We start from the raw sequence: 24229 nt of genomic DNA on the forward strand, positions 1-24229 counted from the left end.
CGCTTATCGCAACGTCAGCCCAATCCTTCGACGATCCGGACATCCCGCTCGCAGGCCTTGCCGAGCGTCTTCAGCGCCTCCTGATAGGCAGGGCTGTCGTGCGCCGCCACAGCGAGTTCGAGGCTGTCGAACTCGGTCACCGTGGTGCGCTGGGCAATGCCCTGCTCATAGACCTTCGTGGCAACGCCGCGCGCGAGGAAGCGGCCACCATGCGCGCTGATCGCGGGCCCGGCGAGCTTCACATAGGCCGCCAGCGCCTCTGGATCGGAAATCGAGCGATAGAGGGTGATCCAATAGCCCTTGGCCATCGCTAGCCTCCGGCAACGGCCGCGCGTCGCGGCAGTTTCCAGTTCGGCCTGATAAAGTGACACGTGTAGCCGTCAGGATAACGTTCGAGATAGTCCTGATGCTCGGGCTCGGCCTCCCAGAATTCGCCGGCTGGAGCGACCTCCGTCACCACTCTGCCGGGCCACAGGCCTGACGCCTGGACATCTGCAATGGTGTCTTCCGCGGTACGCTTCTGCTCATCTGACGTGTAGAAAATCGCCGAGCGGTAGCTCGTCCCCAAATCATTGCCCTGGCGATTGAGCGTCGTCGGATCGTGAATCTGGAAGAAGAACTCCAGCATGGTCCGGAAGCTGGTCTTTGCGGGGTCAAAGATGATCTCGATCGCTTCGGCGTGACCTTCATGGTTGCGATAGGTGGCGTTCTTCACCCGTCCGCCGGTGTAGCCGACGCGCGTGGAGATTACACCTGGCTGCTTGCGAATGAGATCCTGCATGCCCCAGAAGCAGCCCCCAGCCAAAACCGCGCGTTCTGTCGTCATTTGTCAGCTCCTGTCATGCCAGGGATGTCCATCCGGTTCCTGCCTTTTTGGTGAAGGACCGGATGGTCAATCTATTCGAAGCGGCCCGGCTAGACCAGCTTGGCGTCGAGGCTGATTTCGGCGTTGAGAACCTTGGAGACCGGGCAGTTCTTCTCGGCCTCGCCGGCAATGCGAGCGAAGCCGGCATCGTCGAGATTGGGCACCTTGGCGCGCAGCGTCAGAGCGGACTTGCTGATCTTGAATCCCTTGCCTTCCGGCTCGAGCGAGACCGCGGCCTCGGTCGACAGCTCGGTCGGCGTGAACCCGGCAAGCTGGAGGCCGAACGCCAAGGCCATGGTGAAGCAGCCGGCATGAGCGGCTGCGATCAATTCCTCGGGATTGGTGCCCTTCTCGTTCTCGAAACGGGTCTTGAACGAATAAGGCGTCGCGGCCAGCACGCCGGACTCGCTCGACAGATGGCCGGTGCCGTCGCGGCCAGTGCCCTGCCAAACTGCTTTTGCCTTGCGGATCATCTTGTTTCTCCTTGCTGGTTGCGGATTGACCAGCGGCGCTCCGCAACGGTGGAAGGCGGCCCCGCTGGGATTTGTTGGGACGCTTCGGGATTTGCACCATCGAAGTGTCTTTTGAAGGGCGGGACGCGCCTGTCAGGGCTACCTCAAATCGACTGGCGGAGCGAGCGGAAGGCGGTGCGCACTTCCGCGCAGAACAGCACGGGCTGTTCCCACGCCGCGAAATGGCCCCCCTTGTCGAGGCGGTTGTAATGGATCAGCTTGGGATAGGCCTTCTCGGCCCAGCTGCGCGGCGCGGCATAGATCTCGTCCGGAAACACGCTGACGCCGACCGGGATATTCACATGCTTGGGCGCGAAGAACGCCAGCTTGTTTTCCCAGTACAGACGCGCCGAAGACACCGCAGTGTTGGTGAACCAGTAGAGCGTGATGTTATCGATGACATCGTCGCGCGACAGTCCTTCGGTCTTGCCGTCGAAGGCTCGCGCAATCATTGCGGTACTGCGGGCGTCGTGGTCGAGCATCCAGGACGCCAGACCTGCCGGCGAATCGACGAGGCCATAGAGCGTCTGCGGCCGGTTCGACATCTCGATCGCATAGCCGAGGCCATGCTTGTAGAAATCGTCGAGCTGATCATAGGCGAGATTCTCGTCGGCCGTGAGGCCCGACGGCTTCGCCCCACCGGGCTGGAGTGCCTTGGCGATGTCGTCTGGAACGGTCGCGGGCATATTGGTGTGAATGCCGAGCAATTCCGGAGGTGCCAGCAGCGCCATTTGCTCTGTGATCGCGTTGCCCCAGTCGCCGCCCTGCGCGACGTATCTGGTGTAACCGAGCCGCTTCATAAGCACGACCCAGGCCCGCGCAACACGCTGTGGATCCCAGCCAAGCGCCGCAGGCTTACCGGAGAAGCCGTATCCGGGGAGCGAAGGGATCACCAGGTGAAACGCATCGGCTGCTGCTGCGCCATGCGCGGTGGGATCGCTCAGCGGACCGACGATCTTCATCTGCTCGATGATCGAGCCCGGCCAGCCATGCGTGACGATCATCGGCAACGCGTTGTCATGCTTGGAACGCACGTGGATGAAATGAATGTCGACGCCGTCGATCTCCGTGACGAATTGCGGCAGTGCGTTCAGGCGCGCCTCAATCTTGCGCCAGTCGTAGTCGGTCTGCCAGTAACGAACGAGCTGCTGGATGGTCGAGAGCTGCACGCCTTGCGACTGATCGGCCACAAATTCGCGATCCGGCCACCGCGTCGCGGCTAGACGGCGGCGCAGATCGAGCAGATCTTCCTCAGGCACGCTGACGTGGAACGGGCGGATTGCATCGCTTGCAGCAGCCTTTCCGGAATTTGCCGGAAACAGGCTCGCCGTGCCTGCGGCAACAGCTATCATCGCGGCTTGGCCCAACAATTGGCGGCGGTCCGGGTTTATGATGTCGGCTCGTGTCTGCGTTGTCATCTCGCATCTCCCTGGCTGCGGTCTCATGACGTTCACCGAAATTCGAAATCGACAGATCGGTTCGTCCTTGATGTAGATTGGCTCAGGCATCGGCCATTGGCTCGTTATGGATTGTTAGAGCGCGTTAGCGGTTGCGAGTTGTCGTGCCGCAGGATCGAAGGGGGACGACGGATGATCACCGCAAGATGCGTCGGTGCAGACGCATGACGGCGCGCGACCGGCTATCGCGCGCCGTCAATCGCGATCCAACCAGCTACGGCCGTGCATCAGGTCGGCAGTGGCTGGCCGGCCTGCTCGCGGACGATGTAATCGGCGTACCAGTCCGGCCAGTTCTCGTCGTGTCCGCCGGTCCGCTTCTCGTGCTCGCCATGCGCCGCTGCCGCGCGCCGCAGAGCGCCTGCAAGTTCGCCGGATGAGGTGAACGTGGCGTCCGTCGCCTCGATGCGGCCAGGCAGCCGCGTGGTGATTTCCTGAAACAGCCAGCCGTTGCCGTCCGGATCTCTGAAGGAGGCAAACGAGCTGTAGCTGCCGCGTTTGGGATCAGCACCGTTGAGCCTGATACTGCCGAACAGATACGGCTCGTCCGCGCCGGCGTGGACGTCGCCGCCGCCGTGGAAGGGTTCGCTGATCTCGACGCCGCGCGCGAGCAGATCCTGCCGTGCGGCGTCAAGGTCCGAGACGATCAGATACAGGCCTTGCGCCGAACCGGGCACCGCCGATGTGACGTTCTTGCCGAAGATCACCGAGCAGGCCGAGCCCGGCGGCGTGAACTGAATGACGCGCCAGCCGTCGGCAGAGGCGAAATCGGCATCCAGGCGCCAACCGAGACTCGCATAAAATGCCTTGGCCCGATCCACATCCGATACGGGAATCACGACAACCTCGAGCTTGAGGTCGACGGCACGCGATTTCGCCGGCTTGGCGCCGGCTGGGTGATTCATCTCGGCGGCGGTCATGTCGAACTCCCTGGTTTGAGATACGGGCTCGGCACCGAGACCGTTTGTGACACCACGAGTTTCGCGCAGACGATGGAATAATGCTCGCTATCGGTTGTTATGCTTCGTTAGCGAATGTGAGCGCCACTTCCTTACGCTGCAGGGAGCGGCATCGCGATGGTGACACGTGTGCCGCCCCGCCCGGCTTCGCCATGCATCCGGGCACAGATGCTGCGCGCGAGGCCTTCCAGGATCCGGCTGCCGGCCCCTTGAAGCGGTGCGGTCGCGCCGACGCCATTGTCAGCCACCGCGCAGAGCCAGCTGCCATCGCGATTCACAACCTCGATGCGGATCAGCGCGCCGTTTTTGCTCGGAAAGGCATGCTTTGCCGCATTCGTGACCAGCTCCGTCAGCATCAGCGCGAGCCGGTGACACTGCCAAGCCGGCAGCGTACCGTTTTCGATCGAAGCCTCGCAGCGGATGCCGGCCGGCTCCAGCACCGCTTCGGAAAGCGCGCCACACAATTTTTCGAAGAAGGCCTCAACGGGGATATCCGAGAGATCGTCATTGTCGGACAAGAGTTGATAGAGCCTGCCGAAGGCGACGATCCGCCGCTCCAACCGGTCCACCGCACCGGACATGTCTCGGCCTCCGGCCCGCGTGAAGTCGCGACGGACTGACGCACCCAGCAGCGTCAGCGTATTCTTCATCCGATGGTGCGATTCGCGCAGCACCAGTTCCCAGTCACGCGAGACGTCATCCGGATTGCTGACGACATGCGATCGAACACCCTTGTCGTTCGGCCGAGCGCTGATATCGGGCATCATAGCCTCCCCATTGGAAATAGGCCTAACTCGAAGCCTATACTGATGCAGACCCGCCGCTCACGCTCGTTAGACGTTGCAAGATTGTGTTATGATTGCAGGGCACGTCACAATTCCAAGCCATGCCAAAAGCATCGCCCTGAAGCGGCCTGCTGAATTTTCCCGCTTCCCGGATAAGCCGTTCGCGTTTAAACAAAATTCGCAGCATTTGATCCCAACGCTTTCGACCCGGTCCCATGCCCGTTGCTCGATTTCGCCGCTTTCGGCCGGTTTACTCGCTGTAACGTTCTGCTAGATCAAACAGACAGCAGCTCTTTCCTTTCGCTGGAACCGTGGCGCGTGCCGGACACTAACGACCAGGACTCAGCCATTTCCTTCGGGGCCTTCCGGCTGTTTCCGCGGTCCAGGCTGCTCGAAAGGGATGGCGTGCCGCTGCATCTCGGCGGCCGGGCGCTCGACATCCTGATCTTTCTCGCCGAGCGCGCCGGCGAGGTCGTCGACAAGAGGGAATTGGTCAAGCGGGTCTGGGCCGACGTGAATGTCGATGAGGGCAGCCTGCGGTTTCACATCACCTCGCTTCGCAAGGCGTTGGGCGATGCGGGCGAAGGCTCCCGCTACGTCGTCAACGTGCCTGGCCGGGGCTATTGCTTCACGGCGCCGCTGCTCCGTGCGGCACCTGCGGAGATCAGAACAGGCGCGGCTGCTTCCTTGCTTCGCTCCCTCCCCGCCCCGCTTGCGAAGATGATCGGCCGCGACGACGCGGTCGAGAAGATCGCAAACGAACTATCCCTGCATCGGTTCGTCACCATCGTCGGCCCCGGCGGTATCGGCAAGACCTCCGTCGCGCTCGCGGTGGCGCATGGCCAGCATGCGGGTTTCGAGGGTCAGGTCTGCTTCGTCGATTTCGGCGCACTGACCGACCCGCAGCTCGTTCCTGGCACGATCGCCGCCGCCCTTGGCCTGACCGTCAGTTCCGGCGACCCGCTACCCGGGTTGCTCCAGTCGCTGCGCAGTCGCCGGATGCTGCTGGTGTTCGACAGCTGCGAGCATATCATCGACGAGCTTGCGCCCCTGGCAGAACGCATCGTCCGGGAAGCTCCCGAGTTGCATCTTCTCGCCACCAGCCGCGAATCCTTCCGCACCGAAGGCGAACGGGTTTACCGGCTGTTTCCGCTGGATTGTCCGCCACAACGCGACGGACTGAGCATGGCCGACGTCCTTGCCTATCCGGCGAGCCAGCTTTTCGTCGAACGCATCGCCGACAGCTTGAGCGAATTCGAACTCAGTGAAGAGGACGCGCCTCTCGTCGCCGATATCTGCCGGCGCCTGGACGGCATCGCGCTCGCGATCGAGCTTGCCGCCGGACGGGTCAACGCCTACGGAATCGCCGGCACGGCCTCGCTGCTCGACAGCCGCTTCTCGCTGCTTTGGCGGGGACGCCGCACCGCTATACCCCGGCACCAGACGCTGAGCGCAGCGCTGAGCTGGAGCTACGATCTTCTGCCCGCGGCAGAGAGCGCGACCTTGCGCGGATTGTCGGTCTTCGTCGGACCATTCACGCTGGAAGCGGCGCTCGCCGTCGCCGCAAGTCAGGGCATCGACGAGGCCGAGGCGGTCGAGACCATCTCCAATCTGCTGTCGAAATCTCTCATTGCGACGTCGCCTGCGGAACGCCGGCTGAGGTACCGCCTGCTCGACACGACCCGCGCCTTTGTCGGCGACAAGCTCGTCGAGAGCGGCGAATCGGCCCGCGTCGCGCGCGCCCACGCCGAATATTTCCGCGACTTCCTGCACGACATCTCCGTGAAATCGACGGGCATGCAGAGCGCGGGCGGCTTCCTGCCCTATGCCGATCATTTGCCGAACGTGCGGGCCGCGCTGACGTGGAGCTTCTCGGAAAGCGGCGACCGCACGGTCGGCGCGGACCTGGCCGCGTCAGCCGCGCAGTTCTTCCTCGAGCTGACCTTGCTGACGGAGTGCCATAGCTGGACCCAGCAGGCACTCGCTTCCGCCGAGGCACTCGACGGCCGCAAGGAAATGACCTTGCAAGCGGCTCTCGGCGTCTCCGTGATGTTCACGCAAGGCAATACGGAGGGAGTCCGATCGGCGTTCACGCGAAGCCTGCAACTGGCCGAGGAACTCGACGATCTGCACTGGCAGCTCTGGCTGCTCCGCGGGCTCCACATCTACCTGACCCGGGTCGGGGATTTTCACGGCGCGCTCGGCACCGGCGAACAAGGCCAAGCCGTCGCGAGGAAGCTGAACGACCCGACCAGCACACTGAACGTCGAGTGGATGCTGGGCGTGGCCCATCATCTGATCGGCAACCAGGACAAGGCCGTTCAGTTCTGCGAGAGCGCGATGGTGGACAATCCGGGTTCACAGCGGCTGAATATTGGCCATCTCGGCTATGACGACCGTATCGTTGCGCTGGTCGCTTTGGCGCGGGGGCTCTGGCTCAGCGGCCGGCCCGATCGCGCCATCGAGGCGGCGCGATACACCGTGAAAGAGGCCGAGCAGCTCGAGCAACCCCTGACGCTCGGCATTTCCCTGATCTGGACCATCTACGTGTTTCTCTGGGTCGGTGACTGGACCAGCGCCGAGAGCTTGATCGAGCGGCTGATCGACCACGCCGCGCGGCACTTCCTCGGCCCCTATCACGCCGTCGGCATCGGCCAGAAGGGAGAGCTCCTGCTCCGCCGCGGGGATATCGCCGGCGGTATCGAGCACCTTCGCCGCAGCCAGGCGACCTTGTATGCCACGCGGCACCGGATCATGACGACGGTGTTTGCAACGGCGCTCGCGGAGGGACTTGCGGCTCAGAACCAGGTCGATGAGGCGTTGCGCACGATCGATGAAGCCATCGCCCAGATCGGCGATCACGGCGAATCCTTCGACATGCCGGAAATGCTCCGGGTCAAGGCGGACATCCTGGTGCAATCCACCCGGGCGACGGAAGCTGAAGCCTGCCTCCAGCAATCGCTCGCCTTGTCGCGCCGCCAGTGCGCGCGCGGCTGGGAGTTGCGGGGCGCAATGAGCCTGGCTCGCGTCTGGCTGCAGGCTGGTCGAAAGGGCGACGCCCAGGCCCTGCTGGCGCCGCTCCTTGCGCACTATCAGGAAGGCCTGTCGAGCCGCGATCTGGTCGCCGCCAGGGCGCTGCTGAGCGCCCTGAATTAGAAGCGTCTTCAACGGGATACCGCAAAATCGCTCTCTTGCAACTCCTAACAACTTCTAACACGCCAAGCCGCCCGCGCCCCGCCATGGTGACGACAATTCATGGTGGATGCAGTGAGACATGGCACTTCTTGACGATGCGATCGACGCCTGCGGGGGACTGACCCGCTGGAACAGCTTGAGCCGGTTCACTCTGCATCTGTCCGTCGGCGGCAGTCTGTTTTCCGACGCCGGACATGCCCGCGAATTCAAGGATGTGACTGCGGAGGGATCGACGCGCACACAATCGGTCCGCTTCACCGGAATCACCGGTGGCGAGCAGTCCGGCGCCTTTCAGGCGGACGCGATCACGATCGAGAGCCTGGATGGCCAGGTACTCCGGACCTGGCGAAACCCGAGCCTGGCCTTCCCGACCAATGGCACACATGCGCTGGCGGACGAACTGCATCTGGTGTTGTTCTGCGGCGTCCAGATCTGGAACTATCTCACGACCCCGTTCCTTCTCGCCCGGCCCGACGTCGTCGTCGAGGAGCTGCCGCCATGGCAGGAGAACAGCGAAACGTGGCGATGCCTTCGCGCGCAATTCCCGTCGGGCCTCATCAACCTGGCCTCGGAGCAGGTCTTCTATTTTGACGAGAACGCGTTGCAGCGGCGAACCGACCACGATCTCCTGGGGGCGCGCGTCGCGCACTATTCGTGGGCCCACGAGAATTTCTGCGGCATCGTAGTGCCAACCCTCCGACGCACGCTGACGCGACAGGCCGATGCAACGGTGATCGCCAAACCCGTGCTGATCGACGTCGAGATCTTCGATGCCGTCTTTGAGTGACCAATAAGTCCCTGACATATTGGTTCAAGTTGAAGCCGCTGCAATCGACCGCGGCATCCGATCCACCCCACACAATCTAACAGATCCTAATCACCCCTAACGGGCGTCCGAGCCTGCTCAGGCCTATCCTGTCAGCATGCCGAGGATGCGAGTCCACCGGTCCTCGTGAACGACCGTGCAGCCCAGAGGGAATAAGCGATGCTGACCGAATTGCAGAGGGCCCACGCCCGGATCAATCTTCCGGCAGGTTCCGGGGATCACGAAGCGCCTCGCGCGGCCCAGGCGATCGCCCGGGAACGCGAGTGGCGCCAGATCGCTTGCGGCGCGCAGCCCGCGCTGGACGACATCACGATCTCGCGGTGGGAGGATTCGCGTGCGGCATCCTGGCACGTTGCGACGACGCCGTCAGATCGATATTTCGTCGGCATTGCGCTGAAGACGACGCGTGCGATCCTCACCAGGGACCGCCGGGTCATCTTCGACGGCACCATGCCATCGGGCACGCTCTATGTCAGCGCGCCGACGCGGCAGCTGAGCGCACAGTTCCAGACGCCCTGCGCCTTTCTGCACCTTCACATCTCCGCCGAGCATTTCCCGACGCAGTGGTCCGCAGCCGCGGCCGAAGGTCTCGACGATTTGATTCTGCTGCGCGATCCGCTCGCTGCGGGACTGGCCAGAGCGCTCGCCGAGCAAGGCGACGCTGCGGGACCTCAATTCGCGCATTGCATCGGACAGATTCTTGCGATGCATCTGACTCGGCCCGAATTGCCGCGCGCCAAGGTCAATGCCTTGCCGAAATGGCGCCTGCGCCGCGTCGAACAGCATATCGCCGCTCATTTCGAACGCAGCATCAGCCTGTCCGAGCTCGCCGGCGTCGCGGGCCTTTCCAGGATGCATTTCGCCGCGCAGTTCCGTGCAGCGACCGGATATCGTCCGCGCGAATACCTGCTCAATCATCGCATCGAGCAGGCGAAGTCCCTGTTGACGAGGACCGAGAGACCATTGGCCGAGATCGCACTTGCCGTCGGCTTCAGCACTCAGGCGCACTTTTCGACCGTCTTCAAGCGCATCAGCGGCGAAACCCCGGCGCGCTGGCGTGCGGCCAGCAGGAACCACCGGCCTGACGTTGAAGCGCTGCCACGACGACGTCCATCATGGGATCAGGACCACATCGTGAGCACGGCCGCATGACAACGCTCGGGCCAAGCCTCTTCGCGTAGGTGTCCTTCCGCTTGCGCCGGCTCGCGCCCTCCTCCTCCCGGGCCTACGAGCCTCTTGGGGCCGCCCTGCACCCCACAGGACGGCCCCTCTTTTTCATCACGCCGCGTTTTCAGCATCACGAATGCGCTTTTTCCGCCGGCAGCGCATCCAGATGACAGGCGACCCATTGCTTGCCGTCCACCGAACGAAGCTGCGGCTCTTCGCTGCGGCACCGATCGAACACAAACGGGCATCGGGTGTGGAAGCGGCAGCCATTCGGCGGATTGATCGGGCTCGGCACGTCGCCGCCGAGGATGACGGGATTGCGCTTGGCGCCAGGCTCCGGGAGCGGCACCGCCGAGAGCAACGCCTTGGTATAGGGGTGTCGGGGCGCGGCAAAGATCTCCCGGCGCGGCGCGACCTCGACGATCTTGCCGAGATACATCACCGCGACGCGGTGGGTCATGTGCTCGACGATGGCGAGATCATGGCTGATGAACAGCAGCGCCAGGCCGAACTCGCGCTGCAGATCCTGCAGCAGGTTGACGATCTGCGCCTTGACCGAGACGTCGAGCGCCGAGACCGCCTCGTCACAGACGATCAGCTCCGGCTCGGCCGCGAGCGCCCTGGCAATGCCGATGCGCTGGCGCTGACCGCCGGAGAACTCATGCGGCCGGCGGTTCAGCGCCTCGCGCGGCAGGCGCACCGTGTCCATCAGCGCGGTCACGCGCGTCTCGAGATCTGTTGCCGATTTGGCGAGGCCGAAATTGCGGATCGGTTCGGCCAGAATGTCGCGCACGCGCATGCGCGGATTGAGGCTCGAGAACGGATCCTGAAACACCACCTGAATGCGTTGCCGCAGCCGACGCATCGTGCCCGGATGGGCGTCGTCGATACGCTGACCGTCGAGGATCACCTGGCCGGAGGTCACATCGAACAGCCGCAGGATCGCGCGGCCGACCGTCGACTTGCCGCAGCCGGACTCGCCGACCAGCGACAGCGTCTCGCCCCGCGCGATCTCGAACGAAACGCCGTCGACGGCATAAACGAATTCGGTTTGTCGCCCGAACAGGCCCTTGTTGACGGGAAAATGCTTCTTGAGGTCGTTGACCTGGAGCAGCGGGACACTCATGCCGCAACGGCTCCCTTGGCGGCGTAGTGGCAGGCCGCGATATGGCGCGGCCCCTTCTCCTCGAGTCCAGGCGCATATTGCCGGCAGAGATCGGTCACCAGCGCACAGCGGCCGGCGAAGACGCAGCCGATGATCGGCTTGCGCAGATCGGGAACTTGCCCGGGAATTTCAGCGAGCCGCGTTGCGGTGCCCGCGAGCGAAGAACCCAGCTTCGGCACCGCGCCAAGCAGCCCTTGCGTATAGGGATGACGCGGCGAACGGAACAGTTCGGCCACCGGCGCCTCCTCGACCTTGCGGCCGGCATACATCACCATGACGCGCTCGGCGATCTCGGCGACGACGCCGAGATCATGGGTGATCAGGATGATCGCCGCGCCGACGCGTCGTTTCAGATCGAGCATCAGCTTGAGGATCTGCGCCTGGATGGTGACGTCGAGCGCGGTGGTCGGCTCGTCTGCGATCAAAAGCTTTGGATTGCAGGCGAGCGCAATCGCGATCATCACGCGCTGGCGCATGCCGCCGGAGAGCTGGTGCGGATATTCGCGCACGCGCCGCTTCGGCTCGGGAATGCCGACCAGCGCCAGCATCTCGATCGCGTGCGCTTCGGCGGCCTGCTTGTCCAGGCCCTGATGGATCATCAGCGTCTCGCGGATCTGGCGGCCGACGGTCAGGACCGGGTTGAGGCTGGTCATCGGCTCCTGGAAGATCATCGAGATGTCGTTGCCCCTGATGGCCCGCATCTCGCGATCGGACATGCGCAGCAGATCCTTGCCGGCGAAGCGGATCGCGCCCGCGATCCTGCCCGGCGGCTCCGGGATCAGCCGCATCAGAGACATCGAGGTGACCGACTTGCCGCAGCCGGACTCGCCGACGATCGCGAGCGTCTCGCCCTCATTGACGTGGAAGGACACTCCGTCCACCGCGCGGTTGATGCCGCTGGGGGTGCGGAAGTGGGTCTGGAGATTTTCGACCTCTAACAACGCCATCGCGATCAGCCCCCGTCAGAGACGCTTGGCCATGCGCGGATCGAGCGCATCGCGGAGACCATCGCCGAGCAGGTTCACGGCCAGCACGGTGATCGAGAGAAAGGCCGCCGGGAAGAACACGATGTAGGGCTTGACCTGCCACAGCGCGCGCCCCTCGGCCATGATGTTGCCCCAGGACGGAATGGTGGGCGGCGTGCCGGCGCCAATGAAGGACAGGATCGCCTCGGTGATCATGGCGCTGGCGCAGATATAGGTCGCCTGCACCAGCATCGGCGCGACCGTGTTGGGCAGGATATGGCGCAGGATGATCATCGGCGTGCGCGTGCCGCATGCGACCGCCGCGTCCACATAAGGCTGCTCGCGCAGCGACAGCACCACGCTGCGAACCAGGCGCGAGACGCGCGGGATCTCGGCGACGGTGATGGCCAGGATGACGTTGCCGACGCTGCCGCGCGTCAGCGCCATCAGCGCTATCGCGAGCAGGATCGGCGGGATCGACATCAAGCCGTCCATGAAGCGCATCAGGATGCCGTCGGCCCAGCGCACGAAGCCCGAGACCATGCCGATGGCAAGACCGGCCGCGGACGCGAAGATCGCGACCGACAGCCCGACCGTCAGCGAGACCCGCGCGCCGAACAGCACGCGTGAATAGATATCGCGGCCCAGCGCGTCGGTGCCGAACCAGTAGAGCGCCGACGGCGCCCTCGTGCGCCTGGCAGGCGCGAGCGCGGTCGGATCGACCGTCCAGAGATACGGCGCAAAAACCGCGATCAGGACCAGCATCAGCAGCAACACGCCGCCGACCGCGACCGTCGGATGGCTGCGCAGAAAGCCGATGAAACCACGGCGGATCGTGACCGGCCGGAGGATGTCGGGCAGTTGCGGGGCGAGCGCGAGGCCGGCCGGCAGCACCTGCGGATTGACGGTCGTATCGGTCAATAGCGGATCCTCGGGTCAACGAGCGTGTAGGTGACGTCGATCATCAGATTGACGAGGACGTAGACGAAGCTGAACAGCAGCACGATGCCCTGAATGACGGGATAGTCGCGCCGCAGGATCGCATCGATGGTGAGTCGGCCGAGGCCGGGAATCGCGAACACGCTTTCGGTCACGACCGCGCCGCCGATCAGCAGCGCGATGCCGATGCCGATGACGGTGACGATCGGCACCGCCGCGTTCTTCAGTGCGTGAATGAACAGGATGCCGCCCTGCCCGAGACCCTTTGCCTTGGCGGTGCGGATATAGTCCTGCTGCAGCACTTCGAGCATGGCGGCACGGGTGATGCGCGCGACCAGTGCGATATAGACGCAGCCGAGCGCGATCGCCGGCAGGATCAAATTCTGCAGCCACGGCCAGAAGCCCTGGTTGAGCGGCGTATAGCCCTGCACCGGAAGCCATTCGAGCTGGAGCGCGAAGACATAGGCGAGGACATAGCCGACCACGAAGACAGGCAGCGAGAAGCCGAATACGGCAAAGCCCATGATGGCCCGATCGATGAAGCTGCCGGCCTTCCAGGCCGCGACGACGCCGAGCGGCACCGCGACGACGATCGTGAGCAGCAGCGTGATCACCATCAGCGACAGCGTCGGCCCGAGACGCTGCCCGATCAACGTCGACACCGGAAGATTGGTGAAGATCGAGGTGCCGAGATCGCCGTGCAGGAGGCGCCACACCCAGCTCCCGAACTGGATCAGGAACGGCCGGTCGAGGCCGAGGCTCTGGCGGATGCGCTCCACATCCTCCGGGCTCGCCTGGTCGCCCGCGATCACCACGGCCGGATCACCCGGCGCGATGTAAAGCAGGCTGAACACGAACAGCGCGACAATCGCCATCACCGGCAAGGTGGCGACGATGCGCCGGAGGATGTAGGAGAGCATCTGGCCTCAGCCCAGGATCATGCGGTCTTCGACACGCCCCAGAAGAACGGCAGCGGCCCCTTGGTGACACCGGAGACGTTCTTGCGCCACGCGGTGTAGCTCAGGAAGAAGCCGGTCGGCGCGTAGACGACGTCATCCATCGCCGCCTTGTTGAGACGGCCGATCGCGGCCTTCTCTTCGTCGAGGTTCTTTGCCTCGAACCAGGACGTGACCTCCTTTTCCGTGCCGGCACTGGTCGGCCAGCCAAACCAGGCCTTGTCGCCATTGGCACGAATGGCGGTGTAGGGCGCGGGGTTGATGCAGTCCGCGCCTGCGTGCCAGGTGTGGAACATGTTCCAGCCGCCCTGTCCCGGCGGCGTCTTCAGTGCGCGGCGCGCGCCGACCGTGCCCCAATCCGTCGCCACGAAGTCGACATTCATGCCGAGCTTCTTCAAGAGATCGGCCGTCACGTCGCCCATTGCCTTGGTAATCGGCTGGTCCTGCGCGACGAGACACGTCACCGGCTGACCGGAATAGCCGCTCTCCGCAAGCAGCTTCTTGGCGGCATCAAGATCGCGCTTGCCCATGAGGATCTCGCCGCCCATTTCGGTGTAGAGCGGCGTACCGGGCGTGAAGAAGCCAGGCAGCGGCTTCCACAGCGTGTCGTCGTCGCCGACGAGCGCGCGCATGTAGTCTTCCTGGCTCATCGCCATCAACACGGCGCGCCGCGCGCGCACGTCATTGAACGGCGGATAGAGGAAATTCATGCGGAAGGAGCCGATATTGCCGAGGGGATCGCCGATATCGACGTTGATGTTCTTGTTGTTCTTCAGCACCGGAACGAGATCGGCGATCGGGTTCTCCCACCAGTCGATCTCGCCATTCTGCAACGCGGCCGCCGCGGTCGCCGGATCCGGCATGACCACCCACTCGACGCGATCGACCAGGATCTGCTTGCCACCCGCGAGCCAAGACGCCTTCTCCTGCCGCGGCGCATAGTCGGTGAACTTTTCGAACACCGCTTTCGCGCCCGGCACCCACTCGCCCGTGGCGAACTTCATCGGGCCGGAGCCGACATAATCCGAGATCTGCTTGAACGGATCGGTCTGCGCGATGCGTTCCGGCATGATGAAGGCGCAAGGCGAATTGTTCTTGGCGAGCGCGTAGAGCATCTTCGGAAACGGCTGCTTCAGGACCCATTTGAAGGTGCGGTCGTCGACGGCCGTGAGCTCCTGCTGGATCGCCTTGAGCATCAGGCCCATGGGATCGCGCGCAGCCCAGCGATTGAGACTCGCGACGACGTCCTTGCTCAGCACCGGCTCGCCGTCGTGGAATTTCAGGCCCGAACGCAGCTTGAACGTCCAGGTCATGCCGTCGTCGGTCACTTCCTCGGATTCGACCATCTGGCGTTGTGGCACGAGCGAGGAATCGACGCCGTAAAGCGTGTCCCAGACCAGCGCCGCCGCATTGCGCACGACATATTGGGTGCCCCAGATGGGGTCGAAATTGGCGAGATTGGCCTGCGGCACGAAGCGCAGCGTGCGGGCCGAGGCACCTTGCGCGATCGCCGGGGCCGAGAGGCCGCCGGTCAACGCCAGACCGCTCGCGCCGGCCAGTCCCTTCAATACGGTCCTGCGATCCATAAAGTCCTCCCAGTCATGCCGTGATGCCGGCCGCTCATTGGCCAAAGGCAGGTGAAACAGAGCCCATCGGCCTGCAAATGGTATGCCAGCAATGGCGCTTCACGAGCGGGATCTTGTCGACTTCCGGCTGTCGCCGCGCGGCCGCAGGGAACGACGAGCTTCAGCGCGCCCGGTTCATGATCACAGCAGTTTGGCCCCGAAATTCCGCTCCGGATCCATGTCCGCGACGAGCCGGCCGGTGGGCTTTGCCGCCTCGCCTCCGCTGCGCGCCAGGAATTTGCCACTGCCGGCGCTGGCGAGACATTTGTCGCCGTCGACGATCAGCCGGCCGCGCGACAGCACCGACACCGGCCAGCCCTTCAACTTGCGGCCCGAGAACGGCGTGTAGCCGGCGAGATCGTGCATCATCTCGTCGGCGATCACGGTCTCGCGGTTGGGATCCCAGATCGCGATATCGGCATCGGCACCGACGGCGATCGAGCCCTTGCGCGGGTGCAGATTGTAGATTTTTGCCGGCGCCGTCGCGGTCAGCTCGACAAATTTTTCGACGCCCAGCCGGCCCTTGGAGACCATCGCGTCGAACAGCAGCGGCAGCCGCAGCTCTAATCCCGGAAGGCCGTTGGCGACCTGCTTGAAGTTCGGATTGGGGCCGGCGCGCAGCTTGCCGGTCTCATCAAAGCGATAGGGCGCATGGTCGGACGAAATGGTCTGGAGATCGCCGAGCGACAATGCCTGCCACAGCGCTTCCTGATCGGCATGCGTGCGCGGCGGCGGGCTGCACATCCACTTGGCGCCTTCCGCGCCGGGCTTGTCGAGATCGCCAGCGGTGAGGAACAGATATTGCGGACAGGTCTCCGCAAACACCTTCAGCCCCTGCCCGCGCGCGTCACGGATCACCTTGGCGCCTTCGGCAGTCGAGACATGGAAGATCATGATCGGCTGGTCGATCAGCGCTGCCATGCCGATCAGCCGGGTGAAGGCTTCCGCCTCCGAGACGCGGGCGTGGCTGACGGCGTGGTATTTCGGCATCGTGTAGCCGCGTGCAAGCAGCCGCTTCACCATCCAGGCGATGATGCCGTGGTTCTCCGCGTGCGCACACAGCATCGCGCCAGACTGGCGCGCGGCCAGGAGAATGTCGAGCAGCGGCTCGTCATCGACCTTGAGCCGGTCGTAGGTCATGAAGATCTTGATCGACGCATGCCCCTGCCTGACCAGTGCGGGAATGTCCTCCTCGATCGTCTCCCTGGTCGCGTCCGCGATGATCATGTGAAAGGCGTAGTCGATCAGGGCGCCCTTCCTGGCGAGCGCGTGATAATCCTCCACCACTTGCGGCAGCTTCATCCCGACATGCTGGGCCGCGAACGGGATCACCGTAGTGGTGCCGCCGAAGGCCGCCGATACGGTTGCGCTCTCGAACGTGTCGGCATTCATGATACCGGCCGCGGACAGCTGCTCGATATGGGCGTGGCTGTCGACGCCGCCAGGCAGCACCAGCTTGCCGCGCGCATCGATCTCGCGCCTGGCTGGCGGCAAGCCGCGGCCGATGGCGACGATGGTCTCGCCGGAGACGGCGACATCGGCCTCGAACACGTCAGTGGTGGTGGCGACGCGCCCGCCGCGGATGACGAGGTCGTAGGTGGGTTCGGTCATGAGGCACTCCATCAGTCATCGCCAGCTTGCGAGAAGAGCGTCGCCGTCACTTCGCCGGTGGCGGCACTGCGCCGGTGCGGCTCGTGATCAGGCCGTAATGCTCGATGCGGCGGTGCCTGGCGAAATCGAAGATCGTCGTCTTGCCGAAGGTGGTGGCATCGAGGTCGCAAGCGTGGACCAGAACCTCGTCGTCGTCGGTCTTCGCTTCAACAACGATCTCGCCATTGGGATCGACGATCAAGCTGCCGCCGAACAGCGCGTGGCCGTCCTCGATGCCGGCCTTGGCGACGGCAACCACCCAGGTTGCGTTCTGGTAGGCGCCGGCCTGCACGGAGAGGCGATTGTGGAACAGACGCTTTTCGACGCCCTCCTCGCCTCGCTCCGCATTCACCGACGGCGTGTTGTAGCCGATCAACACCATCTCGACGCCCTGCAAGCCCATGACGCGATAGGTCTCGGGCCAGCGGCGATCGTTGCAGATCGCCATGCCGATGATGCCGCCAAGCTCGCGCCAGACGTTGAAGCCGAGATCGCCCGGCTCGAAATAGCGCTTCTCCAGATGCTGATGCGACCGGTGGGATTCGAATTCGACATGACCAGGCAGATGGACCTTGCGATATTTGCCGACGATCCTGCCGGATTTGTCGGTCAGAACAGCGGTGTTGAAGTGATGGCCGTCGGGCGTCAGCTCGGCATAGCCGAAATTCATCGCGATTCTGTGCTGCGCCGCGCGCTCGAACAGCGGCCTTGTCGCCGCGTTCGGCATCTCGCGTTCGAACCAGACGTCGAACGCGGCGCGGTCCTCGACGTACCAGCGCGGAAAGAACGTCGTCAGTGCCAGTTCCGGATAGACGATGAGATCGGCACCCCTGGCTTTGGCCTCGTCCATCAGCGCGATCATGCGCTTGACCACAGCCTCGCGGCTGTCGGCCTTCTGAATCGGGCCCATCTGGGCGGCGGCGACGGTGACGATACGCATCAGCGTGTTCCTGATTTCTTGACGACTTTTTTTTGGCGAGGCTGGCGATCGCAGCTTCAAGGGCGGGTCGGCGCGCAGCATAACGTGGCCGAACGGCGTCTTTCCAGCCAAGCAGCTTTCATGCCGTCCGCTCCCTCGCTCCGCATCTTACCGACGCGCCATGATAAACCCTCACGCGCAACGACCGCGCTGCACGCCCAGAAGGTGCGGGCGTCCCCCGTCTCGACGGGTCACATTGCCCGCGGAATGAGCATAGGCGCGGAGCAACGTTCCCGAAAGAAACCTGCGGCGCATCGCGGTTTTCCGCGCAAATCGTGATCTCCGCTGCGCTGCAACCGGAGCGCCTCGACCGGCTGACTAATTTGCAGGCGATCGAAGCGCGGTTGGGGATCGTCGGATGCCTATGAGCTATGCGCAGCGGTCAGCTCAGCTTCCTTTCATGCGCGCCCCCAAGCCCAAGGTCTTGCAGCCGCGGCTTCGCCATCTCGCGGCGCGTTTCGCCCGAGTTTTGCGTTACCTTTCACGCCCCTCGAAAGAAAGGGCGCAGGGAAGGCCGGGTGCCGGCCGGCACCCACGGTCCGCTGTGCGCATGTAGCGCAAAAGGAACTGCACAGCGGCATACAGGTGAAGCCGAACACACGGCCTTCCCTGCGCGATGGTCGGACGGCTTATGCCGCGCTCTCCCGGGAGCCGAATTCCTTCTGGCCTCCCTCGCCGTGCGGAAGTGACCAGCACCGCGCCGGTTGGCGCCGATGCCGCATCCGCAAGACTTGGCCGTAGCGACGACGGCCGGGACCACACGGTTTTGCCGTACGCAAGACAAGGCGCCGTTCGAACAACGCGGCTTGCCGACGGCTCACGGGGCTCGGCTCAATCCACTGCCCCGCCCTGCCACCCGCATCCGCGACGGCGCCGCTCGCGTCCACCGCAACCCGATCCGCGGCTCGTGACGACGTACGACCGCCCCTCTTCGCCGGATCAGGATGGACGAAACATACGACAAATCCGAATTTCGGTAAAGTGGAATTTTTTGACGGGCGGTGGTTGACAGGCCCGCGAAACAGGGGCGACGGAGAGCTCTTCTCTCCGCCGTCATCCCGGGGCTCGCGCTTGGCGCGCCCCGGAAAGACGGTCGCTGCAAGCTTTCGAACGACATCATCATGATACAAAACGTCAACTCACGGCGCTGCCGGAACTCTGGCCTTCGCTTCCCGTTGATGATCTAAGCACACTCCTTGCCCGCGATCGCGCGCGTTTTCCTCCCGGAGTCCATCGATGACCTCAGCCGACCGGCCGGCGACGCGGCTCGCCACGCGACTCTCGTTCCTGGTCGCCGGCTTCGGGCTTGCGTGCTGGGCACCGCTGGTTCCGTTCGCGAAGGAGCGGCTCGCGGTCGACGACGCCGTGCTCGGCCTGCTGTTGCTCAGCCTCGGCATCGGCTCGGTGCTCGCGATGCTCGCGACCGGCATCTTGAGTGCCCGTTACGGCACCAAGCCGATCATCATCGCCGGCGGGATCGGCCTCGCCCTGATCTTGCCGCTGCTGGTCGTCGCCGGCACGCCCACGGCATTGGCGCTGACGCTGCTCGCATTCGGAGGCGCGCTCGGCTCCATCGATGTCGCCATGAACATCCACGCCGTCGAGGTCGAACGCGCGGCGGGCGAACCGTTGATGTCGGGCTTCCACGCGCTCTTCAGCATTGGCGGGTTCGCGGGATCGGCGGTGATGACGGCGCTGTTGTCGTTGCAACTTGGGCCGCTCGGAAGCGCATTGATCTGTTCCGTGCTGATGCTGATCGCGATGGCGATGGCTGCACCACGCCTGTTGCGCCGGGCGCAGGCGCAGGACGGGCCGCTGTTCGTGCTGCCGCACGGCATCGTGCTGCTGCTGGCGCTGCTGGCGGCCGTCACCTTCCTGATCGAAGGCGCGATGCTGGACTGGGGCGCCCTGCTCGTCATCGGCGCAGGTCTCGTCAGCGAGGCACGCGGCGGGATCGGCTACATCGTGTTCTCGATCGCGATGACCACGGGCCGGCTCGGCGGCGATGCCGTCGTGGCCCGGATCGGCGATCGCGCGACATTGATCGGGGGAAGCCTGCTTGCGGTCGCAGGCCTTGCCGTGCTGCTGCTGGCGCCGAGCGCGGCCGTTGCCATCGCCGGCTTCCTGCTGATCGGCCTCGGCGCGTCGAACCTCGTGCCGGTGCTGTTCCGCGGCGCGGCCAGGCAGACCGCGATGCCCACCGGGCTGGCGGTGGCGTCGATCACCACTGCCGGCTATGCCGGTGTTCTGGTCGGCCCTGCCGGCATCGGTTTTGTCGCCCATGCCGTCGGATTGCCGGCGGCATTCTGGATGCTCGCCGCGCTGATGTGCGTCGTCACGCTGTCGGCGCGCGCCGTGACCAGAAAAATATGAAGGCGCGTCATGCGGCTTGGGGCACAACTGTCGCCCGCAACCGCCGCCAGCCGATCACGATGCCCGTGACGGAGAATGCCAGGCCCAGCGCGCAAAGCCCGACGATCAGAGCATCGCGCAGGCGCGGATGCGAGATGAGGATGGGAAAATCCAGCGTGTGCAGCGCGCTGTAGGCCCAGCGATAGGCCCGCCGCGAAGCATCGAGCCGCTGCACGATGCTGCCGTCGGCCCCATCGACATCGAACCAGAGATCGCCGCAGCGGGAGCGATAGACGGGCGCGCCGGGAACGATGGACCGCGCAGGATAGGCGTCGTTGTCGGCAAGAATGGACACGGCGTCACATCCGGCCGCCAGGCGTGTGGTCAGGTTGAGGATGTCCTGTTCAGCCAAGAACGCGGCTTGCCGATTGCGGATCGGCGCGCCGGCTTTGATCAAGGCCTGGCTGCCAAGGCCGGTCCGATCGCGCCGAAAGACATGCGCATTGAAAGCGAACCATTCGATTTCGCGGGATGAGGTCGATAGCGGCTGCTGAGCGAGAGAGGTCGCCGCGCCCCAGTCCGGCACGGCATTCGTTAACCGCGCCTCCGCCGCGGTCAATTGCCCGCGCGAGAACAGCCGGCCGTGATCCATCGAGAGCCAGCCGCTGAAGATCCAGGTCAGCACGAAACCTGCCGAAACAAGACCGATGATGTGATGCAGGGCGTGCCAGCCGCGATAAGGCGATGAGACGAGGCCGCTGCGGATCCTAGTTCTGACGACGCCGAGCACCGCGCCCAGCATTGCCATGATCAAGGCCGCCAGCGACAGCGTCGAGACGACCCGGTCCCACAGCGCCCAGTTGCTCCTGAGAACCGTCGGATAGATCCAGTGCAGGACGCTGCCGACCCAATTCCATCGACGGTCCCAGCGGGTCGTGTCGAGCACGACCTCACCGGTGCGCGACGAGATGTAAATGTCCGTTCCGGCCGCATCGTCGAGAGCGACGCGGAACAAAGGCCGATGGCGATCGAACCCGTTGGGGACGCTCCATTGATCATAGTCCGCGCGTGCAGCGATCGTGGCGTGTGCTGGATCCAGCCCGCGTCGGCGGGCATGGTCTCGTGCAATGACGAGCGCGAGATCGGGAAACTCCACCGCGGCGTCTGCCCCGTCCGACGCATGGATCGCCCGCAGGCGCGAGGGTCCCGACACGACATAGACCGGCCCGTCGCCGCGCTGGATCAGGCGAACGCGGGTGGCCTCGGTGATGCCGCTCGCCGCGACCGCGTCGGCAACCGGAATGATCGGTGCTCCGCCCTCCACCGGCGCAAGGCCGGCGAAACGCTCCGCCTCCGTCAACGACGGAAACGGAACGAAATGCATCACGATCCCGCTCGCGAACCACATCGCGAACAGCAGGCAGAACGCGATCCCGAGCCAGCGGTGCGTAAGGACGATCGCGCCCATCATGCGGTCGGCGCCTACCATTTGAACGCCGCCGAGATCTCGTAGGTCCTGGGCGCGCCGAGCAGGATCTGGTCGGGATAGAATGGATCGCCCCAGATCGCGTAGCGCTTGTCGGTGACGTTGCGCACCCGGAAAGTCAGGCGCGCCTGATCTACCGCATTGAAGGTCGTCTTGGGGATATCGACGAAGGCATAGATATCGCCCACAGTGTAGGCATTCATCGTCACAGTGTTGGCGTCGCTGTTATAGCGGTCGCCGACACGACGGCCGGTGATGCCGACCTCCAGCGGCCAAGGCGTGAAGAAGCGCCAGGATGCGCCGGCATTGGCGACGATGCGCGGCACGTTGGGCGGCGTATTGCCCGAGAACGATCCGCCCGCGAAATCATAGTCGGCATAGCGCGCATCGACATAGGCGATGTTGGCCCACAGCCGCAAAGGCTCGATCGGACGGACCGCTCCCGCGAGCTCGACGCCTTTCGATTCCTGCTGTCCCGCAATGTTGAGCGTCTGGCCCCCGGCCGCGGCATAGACGTTGCTGCGCAGGATGTCGTAGGCCGAGAACGACCACTCCGCCCTGTTGTCCCAGAGCACGTGCTTGACGCCGGTCTCGTAGGTGCGCGCGGTGGTGAGATCGAGCGGTTGGGACGGCCCCAGCAAAAAGATGTTGTTCGCCGAGACGTCGGCGCCGGTGGCGTACTGGCTGAAGAAGGTCAGGCCCGGAACGGCTTCCCAGGTGTAGCCGATGCGACCGGTGACGGGTGCCCAGTCCTTCGTGAACGGGAAGTTCTCGTTCTCCAGGCCGTTGACGTCGGTCGAGTTGCGGCCGAGCCCGATATGTTCGACGCGCAAGCCGCCGATCAGTGCGAAAGTCCGGGTGAGCTTCAGCCGGTCCTCGAACGACAGCGCCTCGTTGTCGATCCGCGCGGTCTGCTGCCTGGTCGTGAGCAGGCCGTAGAAGCCGCGGTCGGGATCGACGAGATCGACGGAATCGCCCGGGAAATTCGCGGCACCCGGCCGGACGAAATCGAGATAGCTCGACGACAGCGTCGTGACGAGCCTGTTGTCGAAGCCTGCGATATCAGCATCCCACGTCAGATCGGTGATGTTGCCGACCAGGCGCTGGCTGTGCGCGACATAGAAGCGACTGCGATCGACCGTGTTGGTCGCAGTGTTGAACGCCTCGACCTCGTTGTTGAACCAGGAGCGCTCCGCGCCATAGCCATAGGCCTGGCTCTTCAGCGTCAAATCAGGCGCCAGCTTCAGCTCGAAGCCGCCGCGCAGCCAGACTTCCTGCGCCACGTTCCTGTTATCGAGGACGTTGTAGTTGGCGTTGAAGGTGCGATCGTCGATCGTAATAGGGCCGAGATTGGTCCCGTTGAAGTTCGAGACGTAAGTGCCCGAGACGATGCTTGCCGTCGCGTGTGAGCCGCTGAACGCCACGGGCACCAGCGGCGCGCCCCAATAGGCCTTGCCGCGGTCCTCGCGAAATTCGATCGCGCCCCAGACCTTGAGGCTGTCGGAGATGCGGTAGTTGAGCTGGCCGGAGACGTCGAACGTCCTGGTGCTGGTGTCGTCGGCGAAGCCGTTGAGCGCGGAACGGCTGACGTCAAACCGATAATCCAGCCCCTGCACATCAGTGCTGCCGCCCGAACCGTAATGCGCGCGGAACGAATTGAGCGAATCGTACGAGAAATCGGCTTCGTTCCGGATCGGCCCCGTGTGCGGTTGCCTGGTCACGAAGTTGATCGCGCCGCCCGCGGCGCCTTCGCCCGAGATCAGCGAGGCCGGGCCTTTCAGGATTTCGACGGCTTCGAGATTGGCGGTGTCCATGATCCGAGAGGTCATGTTCTGCGGGCCGATCTTGATGCCGTTGTAGAGCGTGTTGATCTGGCTGTTGGTGAAGCCGCGCATCGAGAAGGCCGAGGGCTCGGCCGGGTTGTCGCCGGCGATAACCCCGACCGCGCCTTGTGCGACGTCGGAGACAGTGCGGTAGCCCTGCTCGCGGATGGTCTCGGCGGAGATGACTTCGACGGTCGCGGGCGTCTGCCGCACCGTCAGGCCAAGGCGCGAGGCGCTCTCGGCGACCGCGTTGCTGTTGAGAGGCGTCGGCACAGCGACGTTGGGCACGACCGGCTTTGGCGCGGTCGCTGACCTGCGCGCTGTTGCGCGGCGGATACTTGCCGCGTCCCGGGCTGCCGGCTTGGCGGGCTTGCGGGATTGTGGAGCAGACACCTCCACAGGCGGCAGCGGCTCGCGGGCCTGCTGCGCCAAAGCAGCCGGCATGTCGATGGCAGCAAAGGATGTCAGAACGGCGGACGCCAGCAAGAAGCAGCGTGGTCGTACGATACGGATGGAAAACACGGTC

At 64.4% G+C, this 24229-nt stretch carries 19 protein-coding genes; 4 read left to right on the forward strand and 15 right to left on the reverse strand.

What is annotated here, in order from left to right; translation table 11 throughout:
* Window positions 1-14 precede the first annotated feature (14 nt).
* The 6 genes from XH91_RS22640 to XH91_RS22665 form a co-directional block, all read right to left on the reverse strand.
* Window positions 15-308, reverse strand: a complete 294-nt coding sequence (locus XH91_RS22640) for a DUF1330 domain-containing protein (RefSeq protein ID WP_128952629.1) — start codon at window positions 306-308, stop codon at window positions 15-17.
* Between the two features lie 2 nt (window positions 309-310).
* Window positions 311-826: a peptide-methionine (S)-S-oxide reductase MsrA gene (msrA, locus tag XH91_RS22645; protein WP_128952630.1), complete on the reverse strand. Its 516-nt coding sequence runs from the start codon at window positions 824-826 to the stop codon at window positions 311-313.
* An 89-nt stretch (window positions 827-915) separates the two neighbouring features.
* Complete coding sequence (locus XH91_RS22650; RefSeq protein ID WP_128952631.1) at window positions 916-1338, reverse strand: OsmC family protein; 423 nt, start codon at window positions 1336-1338, stop codon at window positions 916-918.
* A 143-nt stretch (window positions 1339-1481) separates the two neighbouring features.
* Window positions 1482-2795: an epoxide hydrolase family protein gene (locus tag XH91_RS22655; protein WP_128952632.1), complete on the reverse strand. Its 1314-nt coding sequence runs from the start codon at window positions 2793-2795 to the stop codon at window positions 1482-1484.
* A gap of 266 nt (window positions 2796-3061) precedes the next feature.
* Entirely contained in the window at window positions 3062-3751 is a 690-nt protein-coding gene (locus XH91_RS22660; protein WP_128952633.1) for a VOC family protein, read from the reverse strand.
* A 131-nt stretch (window positions 3752-3882) separates the two neighbouring features.
* Entirely contained in the window at window positions 3883-4554 is a 672-nt protein-coding gene (locus XH91_RS22665) for a sensor histidine kinase (protein WP_128954950.1), read from the reverse strand.
* 339 nt (window positions 4555-4893) lie between these two features.
* Between XH91_RS22665 and XH91_RS22670 the strand changes: the two genes are divergently transcribed.
* From XH91_RS22670 to XH91_RS22680, 3 genes are all read left to right on the forward strand, one after another.
* A complete protein-coding gene (locus XH91_RS22670) occupies window positions 4894-7731 on the forward strand; it encodes an ATP-binding protein (RefSeq protein ID WP_128952634.1) in 2838 nt (945 codons plus the stop codon).
* A gap of 118 nt (window positions 7732-7849) precedes the next feature.
* Window positions 7850-8557 carry a hypothetical protein gene (locus XH91_RS22675; protein ID WP_128952635.1) on the forward strand — a complete coding sequence of 236 codons (708 nt, stop codon included), beginning with the start codon at window positions 7850-7852 and terminating at the stop codon, window positions 8555-8557.
* A 198-nt stretch (window positions 8558-8755) separates the two neighbouring features.
* Complete coding sequence (locus XH91_RS22680) at window positions 8756-9748, forward strand: helix-turn-helix domain-containing protein (protein ID WP_128952636.1); 993 nt, start codon at window positions 8756-8758, stop codon at window positions 9746-9748.
* 145 nt (window positions 9749-9893) lie between these two features.
* Here XH91_RS22680 and XH91_RS22685 read toward each other — a convergent pair whose 3' ends face one another.
* The 7 genes from XH91_RS22685 to XH91_RS22715 all read right to left on the reverse strand — a co-directional run bounded on the left by XH91_RS22685 (window position 9894) and on the right by XH91_RS22715 (window position 18003).
* Complete coding sequence (locus tag XH91_RS22685; RefSeq protein ID WP_128952637.1) at window positions 9894-10889, reverse strand: ABC transporter ATP-binding protein; 996 nt, start codon at window positions 10887-10889, stop codon at window positions 9894-9896.
* A complete protein-coding gene (locus XH91_RS22690; RefSeq protein WP_128952638.1) occupies window positions 10886-11875 on the reverse strand; it encodes an ABC transporter ATP-binding protein in 990 nt (329 codons plus the stop codon). The genes XH91_RS22685 and XH91_RS22690 overlap by 4 nt, the downstream gene beginning before the upstream one ends.
* Before the next feature lie 15 nt (window positions 11876-11890).
* Window positions 11891-12814: an ABC transporter permease gene (locus tag XH91_RS22695; protein WP_128952639.1), complete on the reverse strand. Its 924-nt coding sequence runs from the start codon at window positions 12812-12814 to the stop codon at window positions 11891-11893.
* Complete coding sequence (locus XH91_RS22700) at window positions 12811-13752, reverse strand: ABC transporter permease (protein WP_128952640.1); 942 nt, start codon at window positions 13750-13752, stop codon at window positions 12811-12813. The genes XH91_RS22695 and XH91_RS22700 overlap by 4 nt, the downstream gene beginning before the upstream one ends.
* Before the next feature lie 17 nt (window positions 13753-13769).
* Window positions 13770-15374, reverse strand: a complete 1605-nt coding sequence (locus XH91_RS22705) for an ABC transporter substrate-binding protein (RefSeq protein WP_128952641.1) — start codon at window positions 15372-15374, stop codon at window positions 13770-13772.
* Between the two features lie 180 nt (window positions 15375-15554).
* A complete protein-coding gene (gene hydA, locus XH91_RS22710) occupies window positions 15555-17024 on the reverse strand; it encodes a dihydropyrimidinase (protein ID WP_128952642.1) in 1470 nt (489 codons plus the stop codon).
* A 46-nt stretch (window positions 17025-17070) separates the two neighbouring features.
* A complete protein-coding gene (locus XH91_RS22715) occupies window positions 17071-18003 on the reverse strand; it encodes an N-carbamoyl-D-amino-acid hydrolase (RefSeq protein ID WP_128952643.1) in 933 nt (310 codons plus the stop codon).
* A gap of 1275 nt (window positions 18004-19278) precedes the next feature.
* On the opposite strand from XH91_RS22715, the gene XH91_RS22725 reads away from it, so the two are divergent.
* On the forward strand, window positions 19279-20415 hold the full coding sequence (locus XH91_RS22725) for an MFS transporter (RefSeq protein WP_128952644.1): 1137 nt from the start codon (window positions 19279-19281) through the stop codon (window positions 20413-20415).
* Window positions 20416-20422: 7 nt separating this feature from the next.
* Here XH91_RS22725 and XH91_RS22730 read toward each other — a convergent pair whose 3' ends face one another.
* Window positions 20423-21865, reverse strand: coding sequence for a PepSY domain-containing protein (locus tag XH91_RS22730; RefSeq protein ID WP_128954951.1), 1443 nt, complete (start codon window positions 21863-21865; stop codon window positions 20423-20425).
* An 11-nt stretch (window positions 21866-21876) separates the two neighbouring features.
* A complete protein-coding gene (locus XH91_RS38975; RefSeq protein WP_164938301.1) occupies window positions 21877-24225 on the reverse strand; it encodes a TonB-dependent receptor in 2349 nt (782 codons plus the stop codon).
* Window positions 24226-24229: the final 4 nt, after the last annotated feature.

The organism is Bradyrhizobium guangzhouense (genome assembly GCF_004114955.1).
In the GTDB taxonomy this organism is placed as follows: Bacteria; Pseudomonadota; Alphaproteobacteria; order Rhizobiales; family Xanthobacteraceae; genus Bradyrhizobium; species Bradyrhizobium guangzhouense.

What these genes read in the sequence shown, in the direction of transcription:
- XH91_RS22640 (WP_128952629.1), bottom strand. Translation starts at nt 308, where the DNA reads ATGGCCAAGGGCTATTGGATCACCCTCTATCGCTCGATTTCCGATCCA.
- msrA (WP_128952630.1), bottom strand. Translation starts at nt 826, where the DNA reads ATGACGACAGAACGCGCGGTTTTGGCTGGGGGCTGCTTCTGGGGCATG.
- XH91_RS22650 (WP_128952631.1), bottom strand. Translation starts at nt 1,338, where the DNA reads ATGATCCGCAAGGCAAAAGCAGTTTGGCAGGGCACTGGCCGCGACGGC.
- XH91_RS22655 (WP_128952632.1), bottom strand. Translation starts at nt 2,795, where the DNA reads ATGACAACGCAGACACGAGCCGACATCATAAACCCGGACCGCCGCCAA.
- XH91_RS22660 (WP_128952633.1), bottom strand. Translation starts at nt 3,751, where the DNA reads ATGACCGCCGCCGAGATGAATCACCCAGCCGGCGCCAAGCCGGCGAAA.
- XH91_RS22665 (WP_128954950.1), bottom strand. Translation starts at nt 4,554, where the DNA reads ATGCCCGATATCAGCGCTCGGCCGAACGACAAGGGTGTTCGATCGCAT.
- XH91_RS22675 (WP_128952635.1), top strand. Translation starts at nt 7,850, where the DNA reads ATGGCACTTCTTGACGATGCGATCGACGCCTGCGGGGGACTGACCCGC.
- XH91_RS22680 (WP_128952636.1), top strand. Translation starts at nt 8,756, where the DNA reads ATGCTGACCGAATTGCAGAGGGCCCACGCCCGGATCAATCTTCCGGCA.
- XH91_RS22685 (WP_128952637.1), bottom strand. Translation starts at nt 10,889, where the DNA reads ATGAGTGTCCCGCTGCTCCAGGTCAACGACCTCAAGAAGCATTTTCCC.
- XH91_RS22690 (WP_128952638.1), bottom strand. Translation starts at nt 11,875, where the DNA reads ATGGCGTTGTTAGAGGTCGAAAATCTCCAGACCCACTTCCGCACCCCC.
- XH91_RS22700 (WP_128952640.1), bottom strand. Translation starts at nt 13,752, where the DNA reads ATGCTCTCCTACATCCTCCGGCGCATCGTCGCCACCTTGCCGGTGATG.
- XH91_RS22705 (WP_128952641.1), bottom strand. Translation starts at nt 15,374, where the DNA reads ATGGATCGCAGGACCGTATTGAAGGGACTGGCCGGCGCGAGCGGTCTG.
- hydA (WP_128952642.1), bottom strand. Translation starts at nt 17,024, where the DNA reads ATGACCGAACCCACCTACGACCTCGTCATCCGCGGCGGGCGCGTCGCC.
- XH91_RS22715 (WP_128952643.1), bottom strand. Translation starts at nt 18,003, where the DNA reads ATGCGTATCGTCACCGTCGCCGCCGCCCAGATGGGCCCGATTCAGAAG.
- XH91_RS22725 (WP_128952644.1), top strand. Translation starts at nt 19,279, where the DNA reads ATGACCTCAGCCGACCGGCCGGCGACGCGGCTCGCCACGCGACTCTCG.
- XH91_RS22730 (WP_128954951.1), bottom strand. Translation starts at nt 21,865, where the DNA reads ATGATGGGCGCGATCGTCCTTACGCACCGCTGGCTCGGGATCGCGTTC.